The organism is Streptomyces sp. 8K308, from assembly GCF_004348315.1.
GTDB lineage: Bacteria > Actinomycetota > Actinomycetes > Streptomycetales > Streptomycetaceae > Streptomyces.
This window is the reverse complement of record NZ_SMKC01000038.1, coordinates 1-12,791: the sequence shown is the minus strand read 5'-3', so window position 1 is coordinate 12,791 and position 12,791 is coordinate 1. Positions and strand designations below refer to the sequence as shown.

At 72.8% G+C, this 12,791-nt stretch carries 13 protein-coding genes and 1 pseudogene; 2 read left to right on the top strand and 12 right to left on the bottom strand.

Annotated features, from left to right (window positions below; genetic code table 11):
* Positions 1–64: 64 nt before the first annotated feature.
* The 10 genes and pseudogenes from E1265_RS08570 to E1265_RS08525 form a co-directional block, all read right to left on the bottom strand.
* The gene (locus tag E1265_RS08570) at positions 65–667 is read right to left on the bottom strand and encodes a TetR/AcrR family transcriptional regulator (RefSeq protein WP_132929646.1); all 603 of its coding nucleotides are present in this window, start codon (positions 665–667) and stop codon (positions 65–67) included.
* Positions 668–834: 167 nt separating this feature from the next.
* Positions 835–1,113 (bottom strand): annotated as a pseudogene (locus tag E1265_RS08565) (gas vesicle protein K); the annotation flags it as partial.
* Positions 1,110–1,280, bottom strand: a complete 171-nt coding sequence (locus E1265_RS08560) for a gas vesicle protein (protein ID WP_132929644.1) — start codon at positions 1,278–1,280, stop codon at positions 1,110–1,112. The pseudogene E1265_RS08565 and the gene E1265_RS08560, both read right to left, overlap by 4 nt.
* Entirely contained in the window at positions 1,273–2,127 is an 855-nt protein-coding gene (locus E1265_RS08555; protein ID WP_243740624.1) for a GvpL/GvpF family gas vesicle protein, read from the bottom strand. The genes E1265_RS08560 and E1265_RS08555 overlap by 8 nt, the downstream gene beginning before the upstream one ends.
* Positions 2,124–2,444 carry a gas vesicle protein gene (locus E1265_RS08550; protein ID WP_132929643.1) on the bottom strand — a complete coding sequence of 107 codons (321 nt, stop codon included), beginning with the start codon at positions 2,442–2,444 and terminating at the stop codon, positions 2,124–2,126. Before E1265_RS08550 ends, E1265_RS08555 begins: the two co-directional genes overlap by 4 nt.
* Entirely contained in the window at positions 2,441–2,689 is a 249-nt protein-coding gene (locus tag E1265_RS08545; RefSeq protein ID WP_132929642.1) for a gas vesicle protein GvpG, read from the bottom strand. Before E1265_RS08545 ends, E1265_RS08550 begins: the two co-directional genes overlap by 4 nt.
* Positions 2,686–3,432, bottom strand: a complete 747-nt coding sequence (locus tag E1265_RS08540; protein WP_132929641.1) for a GvpL/GvpF family gas vesicle protein — start codon at positions 3,430–3,432, stop codon at positions 2,686–2,688. The genes E1265_RS08545 and E1265_RS08540 overlap by 4 nt, the downstream gene beginning before the upstream one ends.
* Positions 3,429–3,875, bottom strand: coding sequence for a gas vesicle structural protein GvpA (locus tag E1265_RS08535; RefSeq protein WP_132929640.1), 447 nt, complete (start codon positions 3,873–3,875; stop codon positions 3,429–3,431). Before E1265_RS08535 ends, E1265_RS08540 begins: the two co-directional genes overlap by 4 nt.
* Before the next feature lie 37 nt (positions 3,876–3,912).
* Positions 3,913–4,206 (bottom strand): gas vesicle protein GvpO, encoded by a 294-nt coding sequence (gene gvpO, locus E1265_RS08530; RefSeq protein WP_132929639.1) that lies wholly within the window; start codon positions 4,204–4,206, stop codon positions 3,913–3,915.
* A 73-nt stretch (positions 4,207–4,279) separates the two neighbouring features.
* A complete protein-coding gene (locus E1265_RS08525; protein ID WP_132929638.1) occupies positions 4,280–5,056 on the bottom strand; it encodes a polysaccharide deacetylase family protein in 777 nt (258 codons plus the stop codon).
* A 286-nt stretch (positions 5,057–5,342) separates the two neighbouring features.
* On the opposite strand from E1265_RS08525, the gene E1265_RS08520 reads away from it, so the two are divergent.
* Both E1265_RS08520 and E1265_RS08515 read left to right on the top strand, forming a co-directional pair.
* Positions 5,343–6,242 (top strand): RNA polymerase sigma-70 factor, encoded by a 900-nt coding sequence (locus E1265_RS08520; RefSeq protein ID WP_243740623.1) that lies wholly within the window; start codon positions 5,343–5,345, stop codon positions 6,240–6,242.
* A gap of 112 nt (positions 6,243–6,354) precedes the next feature.
* On the top strand, positions 6,355–7,545 hold the full coding sequence (locus tag E1265_RS08515) for an FAD-dependent oxidoreductase (protein ID WP_132929637.1): 1,191 nt from the start codon (positions 6,355–6,357) through the stop codon (positions 7,543–7,545).
* 51 nt (positions 7,546–7,596) lie between these two features.
* Here the strand turns inward: E1265_RS08515 and E1265_RS08510 are convergent, their stop codons facing one another.
* The gene (locus E1265_RS08510) at positions 7,597–8,016 is read right to left on the bottom strand and encodes a hypothetical protein (RefSeq protein WP_132929636.1); all 420 of its coding nucleotides are present in this window, start codon (positions 8,014–8,016) and stop codon (positions 7,597–7,599) included.
* Positions 8,017–8,047: 31 nt separating this feature from the next.
* Positions 8,048–12,652, bottom strand: a complete 4,605-nt coding sequence (locus tag E1265_RS08505) for a DUF6531 domain-containing protein (RefSeq protein ID WP_132929635.1) — start codon at positions 12,650–12,652, stop codon at positions 8,048–8,050.
* Between the last annotated feature and the right edge of the window lie 139 nt (positions 12,653–12,791).

The window sequence follows — 12,791 nt, the reverse complement described above, 5'->3', positions numbered from 1 at the left end:
CCGTACGGTCGGCCGCCCGCCCGGTCAACGGCGCTCCGAGGGGGTCGGTGTCGTTCGAGCGCCGTTACTGCCGCCGTGGTGCCCGCTCGACACCGGCGATGACGGCGGTCACGACCCGGTGGACGGCTCCGGCCTCAGGCTGGGTGCCCTGCCGGTCGGCGGCCAGCATGTGCACGGCCCCGACCAGTGTGGGGGCGAGCGTGTCCACGTCGGCGTCCGCGGCGATCCGGCCGAGTCCGCGCTCGGCCGTGAGGTAGGAGGCGATCCCGATCGCGGTGTCCGTCAGGAACGGGATGCCGGTCGGCCTGGTCCGGCGGAGCCGGGCGCGCAGTTCGTCACGCGAGGTGACGAGGCTGACGATCGACACCGCGACCGGCCGGAAGAGGTCGGTCAGCGCGTGGGTGAGGTTGTCGGCGACGGTGCCCGTGCCGGCTGACCCGCGCAGGGTGGTGATCCGGTCGTCGAGCCGGGCGACGCGGTCCAGCACGAGCTCGGCGAGGAAGGCGTCGAAGTCGGCGAAGTGCCGGTGCAGGACGCCCTTGGCGACCCCTGCCTCCGTGGTGACCGCCCGGCTGGTCAGCGCGCTCGGCCCGTCCCGGAGCAGGACGCGCTCGGCGGCGTCGAACAGTTGGTCGCGCACGTCGTGGATGGCTACTCCCGTGGGCACCGCGCGTCTCCCTCGCGTCATTGATCGGCTGGCTCCGGCTCCGGCTCCGGCTCCGGCTCCGGCTCCGAGCAAGTCTCTCACCAGCGACGCGACACGGCCGAGTCGTTCGGCTCCGACGCCGAACGCTGGTGGGGGGTCGGCGGCGGAGGTGGTTCGGGGCCCGCCGACAGCAGGGGGCCCGGCGGGCCGAGGTCCAGGTTCAGGTCCTCGACGGTCAGCCCGTGGCGTGCCCGGAGTTCGGCCATCCGCCGTTCGAGCAGCATGAGCGTCAGGCCGATCCGCTCCTCCTGGTCCTCGGTGAGGTCCCCCTGGTCCACGCGTCGCAGCGCCTGCCGTTCCATGAGCTGGCGTAGCAGTTCCACGACCGTGAGCACGAGCCGCATCAGATCGCGTTCCACGGCGTCCTGGTCAACGTCGACCCGCCTCGCGCCGCGTCCGGCGCTCATGGCGGCTCCGCGGTCGTCGTCGAGCTGATCAGGGCGTTGAGGTCGATGCGCACCAGGTCGACGTCGGCGATCGCCAGCGTGAGCTGACCGGAGAGCACCACGCCGCCCGCCAGCAGCCGGTCAAGCAGGTCGACCAGTGCTACCTGACGCGCCGCGGGATCAGTCACCGGAAGCGCTCCCCTCGGCGTCGTCCGTGGCGCCGGCCGCGGTCGAGCTGAAGGAGTACGGCGCCCACGGGCCGGACAGCGTGACGCGCTGCCCGGGGAGGCGACCTGCCAGCCGCGCCGCCAGGGCGGAGAACTCCTGTTCCCGATCGCGTGGCACCAGGTAGGCGGCGTTGAGCAGATTCTGCCCCGGCTCGCCGGAGAGGCGTGGATCCTGCGGCGGGTGCAGCCGGGACCGTTCGGCAGCCGCGGAGAGCGCGTCGTGCACCTCGCGGACCGCCTCCGCCGCGCGCGTGCTGGCGTCGTCGGTGGCCCGGACGCTCTCCCGCCGTCGGCGGAGGTAGTCGCGCCCCGAGGCGGGCGCGGTGGTGGCCGGGCCGTCCGAGGGCGCGGCCGACGAGGGGTCGGCGTAGACCTTGACGCCCCACTCGGCGCGTCCTTCGAGGCTCTCGATGGCCGCCTCGAAGCGGGCCCGGTTCTCGGTCAGGAGCCGGTGCACCCCCGCCGTGTCCCGACAGACCGTGGCCAGGCGCATCGGCAGCACGCAGCCCGCGGACAGCAGCCCGTCCACCACGCGTTGGTGCCCCCTGGCCGTCCGTTCGACCCAGCCCAGGTCCTCCAGGTGACTCCGCAGGGGTTCCTCGGCGAAGTCCGTCGCGCGCACCTGGCTGGCCACCGCGGCGAGAGCGCCGTTCCGCACCGCGTGGACCTGGCCGCCCCCGAACCCACGCAGGTCCTGCCGCACGGATTCCGCGCCCTCGAAGCGGGTGACCGCGTACACGTACCACAGGTTCCGCCGGCCGTCCTCCTCCGCGTTCTTCCTCACGGCGTGCGTCGATTCGTCGCTCACCTGGTCTGCTCCCGTTCCTCGAGCGCGGCGACACGTCGCCGCAGCCGTTCGTTCTCGTCGGCGAGTTCACGGGACCGAGCGCCGGAGGAGAGGGCGGGGTCGTGTTCCCACCAGTCGATGCCCATCTCCCTGGCCCGTTCGACCGAGGCCACCAGCAGCCGGATCCTGATCGTCAGCAGTTCGATGTCGAGAAGGTTGACCCGGATGTCCCCGGCGATGACCACGCCCTTGTCAAGCACCCGTTCGAGGATGTCCGCCAGATTCGCCCCTCCCCCGGTCTCCAGGGCGCCATAGGGGCCGGCGACCGGCGCGCTCACGACGGGGCTCCCGTGCCGGCCCGGTGGTCGAGACGGTCGAGGAGTTCCTCCTCGTGGCGCTCGAACTCGTCCGTGTCGATCTCCCCGCCGACCAGGCGGTCCTCGAGCTCCGCCAGCTCCCGTTGGACCACCGCCGGGTCGTAGTAGCGCCGTTCCGCCTCCCGGACGACCTGCTTGATCACCCAGCCGGTGCCGCGGGCCGGTGCGAGCGGCAGGAGCAGGAGCTCGTGCAGCAGTCCCGTCATCGTGCCGCCTCCGTCTCGTGGGCCGGCGGGGTGCGCACGAAGCTGTACGGCGGCAGCGGCCCGGTGACCCGGAGTTCGAGCTGCGGGTTGTCCTCGCGCTGGGCCTCGATGGCCGCGAGCAGGCCCGCGGCCTCCTCACGGCCGACCAGGAGCGACAGGTTCAGCACCCGGTCCGCGCCCGCCACCCCCCGGTGCACCCGCTCGGCGTACGGGCCGAGGGCCTCCGTCACGGCCCTGGCGTCCTGCTCGCGGCGCCGGTACACGCCCTCGGCCAGCAGCTGTCCCAGCTCGAGACGGTCCCGGTGGGCGCCACCGCGCACCCTGGTCGCCTGGTTCAGCTCGCGGATCCGCGCGTCCTCGGCGAGCAGGGTGCGCAGCACCACCTCCTCGCGGTGAATCGCCTTCACGTTGTACTCCGCCCGCCCGACGACCGACTCCAACTGGTCGCGGAAGAAGGCGGCGTGCTCCGCCAACGTGTCGCGCACCGCGTCGTCGTCCGGGCAGACGCTGCCGAAGCGCAGCGGAAGCACGGGCCCGGCCGCGGCGACCATGGTCAACACCCGCTGGTGGGCGAAGAGATCGCGCCGCCGCGGGCGCGTACCCGGCGGGCACTCACTGACGACAGCCGCCAGCTCGCCTTCCCGCACCACCCGGACCGCGCGGGGCGGGTCGCCGACGCCCACCACGTCCTTCGGGAGCTCGGGCGGCGGGGCCGGCGTGACGGCGTAGACGTAGGTGGTCATTCGGCCTCCTTCTCGCGGCGGGTGGCCCCCGCGGTGCGGCGGGCCTTGCCCGGCTCCTTCTCGGTCCGGCCCGACTCCGCGGAGTCCGAGCCGGAGCGGAAGGCGTCGGCTATCGACTCGGCGGCGCCCGCGATCGCCCCCTTGGACTTGCCCCGGGCGCCCGACTCGGTCGCCGAGCCGACGAGTTCGGGGACGCCCGGCTCCCTGCTCGCGCCCGACTCGAGGTCGAGGCGGTTGCAGGCTTCGGCGAAGCGCAGGTAGGTGTCCACGCTGGCGACCACGACCCGTACGTCGATCTTGAGGATCTCGATGCCGACCAGGGAGACGCGCACGAACGCGTCGATCACGAGGCCGCGGTCGAGGATCAGTTCCAGGACGTCGTACAGCCCGCTGTTCCGCGGGCCCGCGGCCGTCGAGGGTGCTGCCGGGGTGGCTGTTGTCATGGGTTCTCTCCTGCCGTCCTCCGGGGTCGGCCCGTCCTCAGCGCGGATCGGGCCGACCCCGTTCGTAGCGGCGGACGCGACGGTAGCCGGTGATCCCGCCTCGCTCGTCGACCGTGACCTCGTAGCTGGCCATCAGGCTCATCGAGTTCGGGACGCGGGCGAGTTCGGTCACCTCCGCCTCCAGGACCCAGCCGTCGCTGGTGCGTTCCAGGCGGGTCACCGCCTCCGCGCGCAGCCCGGTCAGTCCGGCGAACTCCGCGCCCGCCGCGCGCAGCACGTCAACCGCCGTGCCGGCGCCGCTGGTCTGTTGTTCCTCCGCTTTCTCAGCCATGGCGTCCGCCGGGTTCCTTGCCCCGAGCCGTCCCAAACCTCGGCACGCGGTCGGTCGGCCGGCGACGTGGCGACTAGGGCGCGGTGACGATCGGCCGCAGGTCGGTGCCGCCGACGATTCGCCCCGGGCACAGGCCGCGGCTGGAGAGGCCGGAGAGAATTTGCGGGACGGCGTTGACGGTGGTCTGGTAGCCGTCGTGCATGAGGATGATGTCGCCGTTCCGCAGGGTGGAGGCGGCCTGGACGATCTGGGCGGTACTCGCGCCGGCCCAGTCGCGGGAGTCGACGTTCCACATCACCTCGCCCGTGATGCCGAGCTGCCGCGCGGTGTCACGCACCTGGGCGTTGGTCTCGCCGTACGGCGGCCGGAACAGCGTCGGGGTCTGCCCGGTGGCCTGCCGCAGGAACGTCTGGGTCCGGGAGATCTCGTCGTGGACGGCGGCCTGCCCGATCTGCGTGAGGTGCGGATGGGTCCAGGTGTGGTTGCCGATCCACATGCCGGCCTCGACCGTCGACCGCAGCAGGCTCGGGTTCTGCTGCGCCCGCTGGCCCCAGACGAACCAGGTGGCCCTGGCCCCGCCGGCACGCAGGGCGTTGAGCAGCGCCGGCGTCGTGGCCGGGTTCGGTCCGTCGTCGAACGTCAGGCCGACGTAGCCGTTGGTGCAGGCGGCCCACGGGGCGGACGCGGCCGACGACGGCGGAGCGGAGAGCACGGAGGCCGCCAGGGCGGCGACGACGACGGCCAGCAGCGCGGGCCGTCCGCGCCGGCCCTGCCGGCGTTCGGCGCGCGGTGCTGTCGCTGACGGCGAGAACCTCGCGGAGCTGTGGCGCCTGCGAGTGATGCCGATCATGTTCCCTCCTCCGGATACGCGGCACATCACCCCCGGCGACGACGCATGCCCCTCCCGTGGCCTGCCGTCACCGCTCGCGGTATCCGCACCGTGTCACGCGGCCGAGGCACCGGTAAGCCGACGGCTGTCGGAACCGGGCACCCGGCGCGCCGACAGCCGTTCGCCGCGCGTCCGCACCGGCGGAGCGGGCAGCGCGCACAACGAGTCAGGAGCACGGCACCCCGGGTGTTCGGCCGTCCTCTGGGCAACTATCGTGAGCGTGCCGTCCAGAGCTGAAGGGGTTGCCGTGCGCGCCGACGAGTCTGACGCGTCCTCTCTCGAGCGGGCCACGAGGGACTTCATCGCGGCGCGGCCCCGGCTCTTCGGCATCGCGTACCGCATGCTCGGCAGTGCCGCGGAGGCCGAGGACGTCGTCCAGGAGGTGTGGCTGCGGTGGCAGAAGGCCGACCGTGCCGACATCGTCGAGCCCGCGGCCTACCTGTCCACGGTGGCCACCCGGCTGGCGATCAACGTCGCGCAGTCGGCGAGGGTGCGGCGTGAGTCCTACGTCGGGCCCTGGCTGCCGGAGCCGGTCGACACCACCGCCGACCCCCAGCTGGGCGCGGAACGGGGCGGGGCGGTGGAGTTGGCGGTCCTCTTTCTCCTGGAGCGGCTGAACCCGATGGAGCGGGCCGCTTACGTGCTGCGGGAGGCCTTCGACTACCCGCACCGGCAGGTCGCGGCGATCCTCGGGACGAGCGATGCCAACGCCCGGCAGTTGGTGAGCCGGGCGCGAAAACACCTGGCGGCCGAGCGCGGGGAGCCGGTCAGCGCGGTGGACCACCGGCGACTGCTGGAAGCGTTCCTCACGGCGGCGCGGACGGGCGATCTGCCGGCGCTCGAGGAGTTGCTCGCGGCGGACGTCGTCAGCTACTCCGACGGCGGTGGGGTGCGTGGCGCGTCGAAGATCCCGGTTCTCGGACGGCCGCGTGTCTCCAGGTACCTGGTCGCCTTCGCACCGCGGTTCTGGCCGCCGGCGAGCATCCGGTGGGTCGAGGCGAACGCGCGGCCAGCCGTCCTCGTCTCGCACGGCGAGACCCCCGTGGCGCTGCTGTCCGTCGACGCCTCGGCGCAGGGCATCGATCGGATCATGTGGATGATGAATCCCGCCAAGCTCCTTCCGTACGTGGCGTCACTGGGCGGCTGAGCGCACGGACCGCCGTGCTCGGGCCGTGTCACGAACGGGCCGGCTGTCCTGTCCCTCTGGTGAGACGGGCCGGCTCTCTCCGGCCCGCGACCGTCCAGAGAGGTGAACGTCCATGGAAGACATCCTGGTGATCGGCGGCGGCTTCGCCGGCGTGTGGAGCGCGGCGGGAGCCGTCCGGGCCGCCCGCGCCGCCGGGGCGGCAGGCGACGAGCTGCGGATCACGCTGATCAGCGGCGGTGACGACCTGGTCATCCGTCCCCGGCTGTACGAGAACGATCCCGAGATGATGCGGGTGCCCCTGGACCGGGTCCTCGGCCCGATCGGCGTGCGCAGGATCGCGGGGACCGTGACCGGCGTGGACACCCGGGCCCGTACCGTCCGGGCCGTCGGGCGCGCGGGGAACGACCTTGAACTGTCCTACGACAGGCTCGTGCTGGCCTCCGGCAGCCGTCTTGTGGTGCCCGACTTCCCAGGCGCGCGGCACGTCTTCGACATCGACACCCTGCCCGCCGCGACGGCGCTCGACCACCACCTGCGGCGGCTGCCCAGGCACCCGGCGGCGGCCGGGCGGTACACGGCCGTGGTGGTGGGCGCCGGCTTCACCGGCCTTGAGCTCTCCACCCAACTCTGTGGGCGGCTGCGGACGATCGCCGGCGAGGAGGCGCGGGTCGTCCTGGTGGACCGCTCCGACGTCATCGGCCCGGAACTCGGCGACGGGCCCCGGCACTACCTCGACGGCGTGGTCGACGAGTTGAAGATCGAGCGACGCCTGGGGCGCACCGTGGCGTCGGCGACCTCCACCGAGGTCACGCTCTCGGACGGGGAGGTGATCCCCACGGCCACGGTCGTGTGGACGGCGGGCATGGTCGCCAGCCAGCTCACCGCGCAGATCCCGGGGGAACGTGACCGCCTCGGCCGGCTCACCGTGGACGCGTACATGCGGGTCGTCGGGGTGCCCGACGTCTACGCGGCCGGCGACACCGCGGCCGCCGTCGCCGAGGAGGGGCACCTCACGGTGCAGAGCTGCCAGCACGCCCATCCGATGGGCAAGTGCGCCGGACACAACGTGGCCGCCGACCTCCTGGGCACCACGCCGGTGCCCTTCGCCCCCGACCCGTACGTCACCTGCCTTGACCTCGGTCCGGCCGGCGCCGTGGTCACCGAGGGGTGGGAGCGCACCGTCGTGTCGACGCGCCAGGAGGCCAAGGCCATCAAGCAGGACATCAACACCCGTTGGATCTACCCCGCGTTGGACGACCCTGAGGAGATCCTCGCCCAGGCCGGCCGCTTCTCCAACGGCTGACCCCGCGGGTGGGCGCCGCGCTCGCCGGGCGAGCGCGGCGCCCACCGCCGGCTATCCGGAGTCGGCGACGCGCAGGGCGACGACGGCCTCGACGAACTCCGCGGGCGGCCGGTAGGCGTGGCGAACGACGTAGTGGTGGACGAGGTTGGGAGCGACCAGCCACGTGCCCGTCCGGGACACGACCCGCACCTCGGCGGAGCCGAGCGGCACTGACTCGCCGTCGATGTCGGCGGTGACCGGCCACGGCGCGGGCTCGTCGGCGTGCGGGAGCTCGCACCCGTGATGGCCCCGGGTCCTGGCGTGCGGGGAGTCGCGGCACAGGCGGCCCAGCTTTTCGGTGAATTCGTCCGGAACCGCACCCGTGTCAAAGGCATGTCGGGAATCGAGCCACCCGACGTTGACGGCGGCGACATCCGGCGGAATGCTCTCCGGCAGAAACGTGTAGGGAGAGAGGTCGGAGAAGTACGTCATCGTGGCCCCCTCGGCCTGGGAATGTCGACCCCTATCGCTCAACTCGACAGGCCGCCCAGTGTACGCGGCCCATGTTTGGCGAAAGCAGATCGGAGAGACGGGTCGGGGTGCTGACCGTTCTGGTGCGGGAACCGCCGAGAATCGTGAGACCCGTCGGCGGAAGCAGCAGGTAGTCCGGCAGTTTCGTGCCCTCTTTGTAGACGTACATCGGCATCGGATCGGCCGTCTCGATGATGCCACCCAGCCTGTCGCTTATGGTGTCTCGGTGGCGCCCGTACATGGCAAGGTGGGTACCCTCCGGAACGATGAACGTCGGGGCGTCCTGCTTCTCGACATGGCCGTGTCCGCTGAGCACCAGCTCGTCGTCGGGGCGGTTCGTTCCGGATGGTCCCGCGGTCAACCCGTGATAGGTCCGGGCGATCCGGCCCTCTCTGTCGGCCGGCCAGGACGCTCTGGTGACCTGGGTTCCTGGGCCCGCCGGAGTGCAGGGAGACAGGCCGATCAGGTCGCCCGTCACGTGTGGGTTGCGCACATAGCTCACGGGGTCGGGGGCAGGTGCGAGCCCCAGCGGGTCGGGCGAGGTGTAGCGGCCGATTTCCGGGTCGTAATGGCGGTGGACGTTGTAGTGCCAGCCGGTTTCCTGGTCCTCGTACTGGCCGGGGAAACGGAGCGGGGTGGTCGTCTCGGATTCGCTGCCCGGTTGGACGCCCCACACGGTCGCACGGGACCGCCAGGCCACGTTCCCTGACGCGTCGACCAGTTCCGTGGGGGTTCCGACCAGGTCCGTGACGATCGCGTGAAAGGACGCGTCGATGACCTCCTGCGGGGCGTCGCGCGCGGAGATGACCACGCGTTCGCTCTGTGCGAGCGGGCGCGCACCGTCGTGGTCCCACGTCAGGGTCGTCCGGTGGGGCCGGTCGGCGGCGACCGTCGACTGCTCGATGAGGACGTAGCCGTGCCAGGCGTAGTCCGTCCGCTCGACGACCTCGCCCGCCGGGTCGAGGCGTTCCTTCGCGACACGGCGCCCGAAGGGGTCGTGTCGATAACGCCACCGCGTGCCGTCGGGGGTCGTGACCCCGACCAGGCGGCCCTCCGCGTCCCATTCGTACCGCCAGGTGCGGAAGGCGCCCGAGGAGAGGAGTTTCTTCCGGCGCAGCACCGTGCGTCCTGCCGCGTCGTACGCGTAGCGGGTGTTCCCGACCCGGGTGACGCGGGTTCCCGCGTAGGTGTGGGTGTGGCTGTGGGTGCCGGCGTGGCCCCGCGCGGGAGGACCGGCGGGCCGGTCGCTCGTGGCGAGGTTTCCCGCGGCGTCGTAGGCGTAGCGCTCGGACCAACCGGGCGCCCTCGCACTGGTGATCCTCCCCTGCGGGTCGAGTTGGAACGTGGTCCTTCCGGCGTGGGCGTCGCGGATCTCCGAGAGGTAACCGTTCCTGGCGTACCGGTAGTCGCGCTCGAGAGTGGTCCTCCCCTCGACCCCCAGGGTCAGGCGGCCGAGCCGCCCCATGGCGTCCCAGTGGTGCTCCAGGCTGATCCCGCCGGGCGCGCCGCGCCTGGTCTCGCGCCCGGCCAGGTCGCGTTCGAAGGTCAGGACCCGGCCGTCGCTGACGAGGGACGTGTGCCGACCGGCGGAGTCGTAGGTGCGCGTCGTGCGGTGTCCGGTCGGTGTCGTCGTGGCGACGAGTCGGCCGAGGGCGTCGTACTCGTGCGCGACGGTGCGGCCGTTGGTCGTCTCCTCCAGGATCCTGCCGAGGGGGTCGAGGCGGAGGCGAACGTCGGCGTCGGCGCTGACGGCCCGGGTGATTCGGCCGACCGGGTCGTGGACGAACCGGGTGCGGATGTCGCCCGAGACCTGTGCCGTGGTGAGGCCGTTGGCGTCGTACTCGTAGCGGGTGACGTTCCCCGCGGCGTCGGTCCTGGATGTCAACTGGCCGGCGGCGTCGTAGGTGTAGCTGAGGCGCCGCTCGTCGAAGTCGGACTCGGCGACCAGGCGTCCAGCGGCATCGTAGGTGTAGTCCCAGGTCAGGCCGGCCGGGTTGGTGACCCGGGTGATACGGAGCTCGGTGTCACGGGTGAAGGAGTAGCGGGCGCCGTCGGCCTGCTCCTGGGCGGACACCACGTCGAACGGGCCGTACTCGAAGCGTATGTCGTCGCCCGCCTCGTCGGAGTCCCGCAGCAGGTTGCCCTCGTCGTCGTAGGCCCAGCGCCGCACCCCGCCGTCGGGGTAGACCGCGCGGGCGGGGAGACCTTCGGGTGTCCAGTCGAGGCTGGTGGCGGCGCCGAGGGGGCCGGTGATCCGCTCGACCCTGCCCCGGGGGTCATGTGCGACGGCGAGCACCGCACCGAGTGGATCGGTCGTGCGGACGGTCAGGCCCGCCGCGTCGTGCTCGAGCCGCGTGACGTTGCCCAGCGCGTCGATGGTCGACGTGTGCCGGCCGCGCTCGTCGTAGGTGTGGCGGGTGGTGGCGGCGGCCGGGTCGGTGACGGAGCGGAGGTTGCCGCGCTCGTCGTACGTCTGACGCCAGACGCCCCCGTCGGCTTCGACGATCTCGGTCGGCTGGCCGAACGCGTTGTGCTTCGCCCGTCTGCGGGTGCCGTCCGGGCGGACCACGGTCGCCACGTCACCGTGCGCGTCGCGTTCGAGGATCGTCGTACGGCCCAGCGGGTCGGTGAAGGTCGTGAGCCGGTCGTAGCGGTCGAAGGTGCGGCGGGTGGAATTGCCCAGCGGGTCGGTCTCCTCGACGAGCTGGAAGGCGTCGTTGAACTGGTACGCGGTGGTGTTGCCCAACGAGTCGGTGAAGAGCGTGCGATGGGCCTTCGCGTCGTAGGCGACGGCGCTGTTCAGGAATCCGCCGCTGCCCTCGGTGGCGACGCAGCGGCCACGCTCGTCGTAGACGTAGCGGTACCAGGTGTCGTTGCGGTCCCGCCAGCCGGTGAGGCGGCGCTTGTGGTCGTAGGACAGCTCCAGGGGGCGCGCCGACGAGGCGTACACCTGGGCGAGGTTCCCCGCCGCGTCGTAGCCGTAGCGGCGCAGGACGGGCTGGTCGGGGTCGCTGAGCAGCCGGAGTTCGGCGACGCGGCCGTTCTCGACCGTGACGCCCACGTGGTAGCCGCCGTCGTGGACGATGCCGGCGGGCGCGCCTGACTCGTCGTACTCGACGCGAACGCGGTTGCCGTTGCGGTCCGTTGTCACGGTCAGTGGCAGTTCCCCGCCGAGCCGGCCGGGCACCGGCCCGAAGTGGAGGGTTCGGCCGGTCTCCCGCTGGTGGACGGTGAGGGTGCCGCCCGGCTCGCCGTGCCAGGCCAGCTCCCAGCGCGGGCCCTCGACGGGCAGCACCGTCGCGTCGGGCAGCGGGCGCGGGTAGTACAGCACCATCCCGTCCTCGGCGCACAGCCGCACGCCGTGCGCGTCGAGCAGCAGCCGCTGGTCGAGCGTGGAGGACCAGGAGGGGCCGAACCAGGTGCCCGAGCGGACGCCGGTGCGGTGGTGCCGCTCGAGCACCAGCGGCAGGGCGCCCGGGAGTTCCACGTCGGTCGCGGACATGAGCACCTCGCCGGTGGCCATGTCGACGGGGTCGGCTCGCGCGGACACCCCCCGCATCTCCCGGGCCTGACCGCGGACGCGGCGCCCGAGGCCCCGCGCTCCGATGGCCTGGCCGCGCAACCCGGTGGCGGCGGAGCCTCGGACGCCACGTGCGCCTCGGGCCAGGCCGCCGACCGTGGTGATGCCCCTGAGGCCCGGGACACAGTCCAGCGCGGCGAAGGCGATGTCGAGCAGGGTGCCTTCGCCGTTGGCGTACTTGATGAGTGTGTCGCCGAGCACGACCAGGCCCGCGCCGACGACGACCCAGGCGAGCGGCCCGCCGATGATCGCGACGACGACGCCGAGCACGGCGACGATGACCTTGCAGATCTCGACGATGGTGTCCCAGGCCTCGGCGAGCCAGTGGAGCAGCCGCTCCCACCAGCGGCGGTTCTGGATTCCGGCGTCCGACGCCTCCTCGATGCCCCGGGCGCACTCGCGGGCGGCCTGCTCCCGCAACTCCAGGGCCTCCTGGGCGAGCTGGCGGGCCGCGTCGAGGCTGGCCCGGGCGGCGTCCACCTGGCCCCGCGCGGCGGAGGCAGCGCTCTGCGCGGCCTGGGCGTCGCGGGTGGCGGCGCGCACGTCCGCCTCGTCGGGCGGGGGCACGTCGGCGCGCTCGCCTTCGCGCTGGAGCCGGTCCGACTCGCGGCCGGCCCGGGTCACCCACTCCTCCGCGTCGTCCAACCGCGCCTGCGCGGAGGCGAGATCGCTGCCCGCGGCGATGGCCCGGTCCAGCGCCCGGTCCGCCATGCCCTGCGCCGTCTCCAGCTTCGGCCAGTACGCGTCCAGGGCCCGCGCACAGAGGTCGTAGGACGTCTGGAGCTTGGTCAGGTTGCTCGGCACGCCGTCGAACTCCCGTCGGAACGCGTCCGCCGAGAGCCCCGCCCAGTCCAGGACGGCCCGATCCGAGGCCATCCCACGGATTCTCCCCAGCGCCTGGCCGACGTCGTCCGCGAACGTCTGTAACTCCTCGGCCAGGGTGCGAACCTCCCGCGGATCGCCCGGAGTCGGATCGGAGTCCATGTCGACGGGACTCCAGTCAGCCGGACGTGCCATGCCTTCCCCTCCCTCACGCCATGCCGCACGCCGTGCGGGCTTTCGGCAGACATGACCGGGCAGGCCGCGGAGTTGTGACAGGGCACCCCGCGGGCCGGCGCCGGCCCGCGGGGTCCGGGTGTCGGACGCGGGCCCGGGC

What these genes read in the sequence shown, in the direction of transcription:
- E1265_RS08545 (WP_132929642.1), bottom strand. Translation starts at nt 2,689, where the DNA reads ATGACGGGACTGCTGCACGAGCTCCTGCTCCTGCCGCTCGCACCGGCC.
- E1265_RS08540 (WP_132929641.1), bottom strand. Translation starts at nt 3,432, where the DNA reads ATGACCACCTACGTCTACGCCGTCACGCCGGCCCCGCCGCCCGAGCTC.
- E1265_RS08535 (WP_132929640.1), bottom strand. Translation starts at nt 3,875, where the DNA reads ATGACAACAGCCACCCCGGCAGCACCCTCGACGGCCGCGGGCCCGCGG.
- gvpO (WP_132929639.1), bottom strand. Translation starts at nt 4,206, where the DNA reads ATGGCTGAGAAAGCGGAGGAACAACAGACCAGCGGCGCCGGCACGGCG.
- E1265_RS08525 (WP_132929638.1), bottom strand. Translation starts at nt 5,056, where the DNA reads ATGATCGGCATCACTCGCAGGCGCCACAGCTCCGCGAGGTTCTCGCCG.
- E1265_RS08515 (WP_132929637.1), top strand. Translation starts at nt 6,355, where the DNA reads ATGGAAGACATCCTGGTGATCGGCGGCGGCTTCGCCGGCGTGTGGAGC.
- E1265_RS08510 (WP_132929636.1), bottom strand. Translation starts at nt 8,016, where the DNA reads ATGACGTACTTCTCCGACCTCTCTCCCTACACGTTTCTGCCGGAGAGC.
- E1265_RS08505 (WP_132929635.1), bottom strand. Translation starts at nt 12,652, where the DNA reads ATGGCACGTCCGGCTGACTGGAGTCCCGTCGACATGGACTCCGATCCG.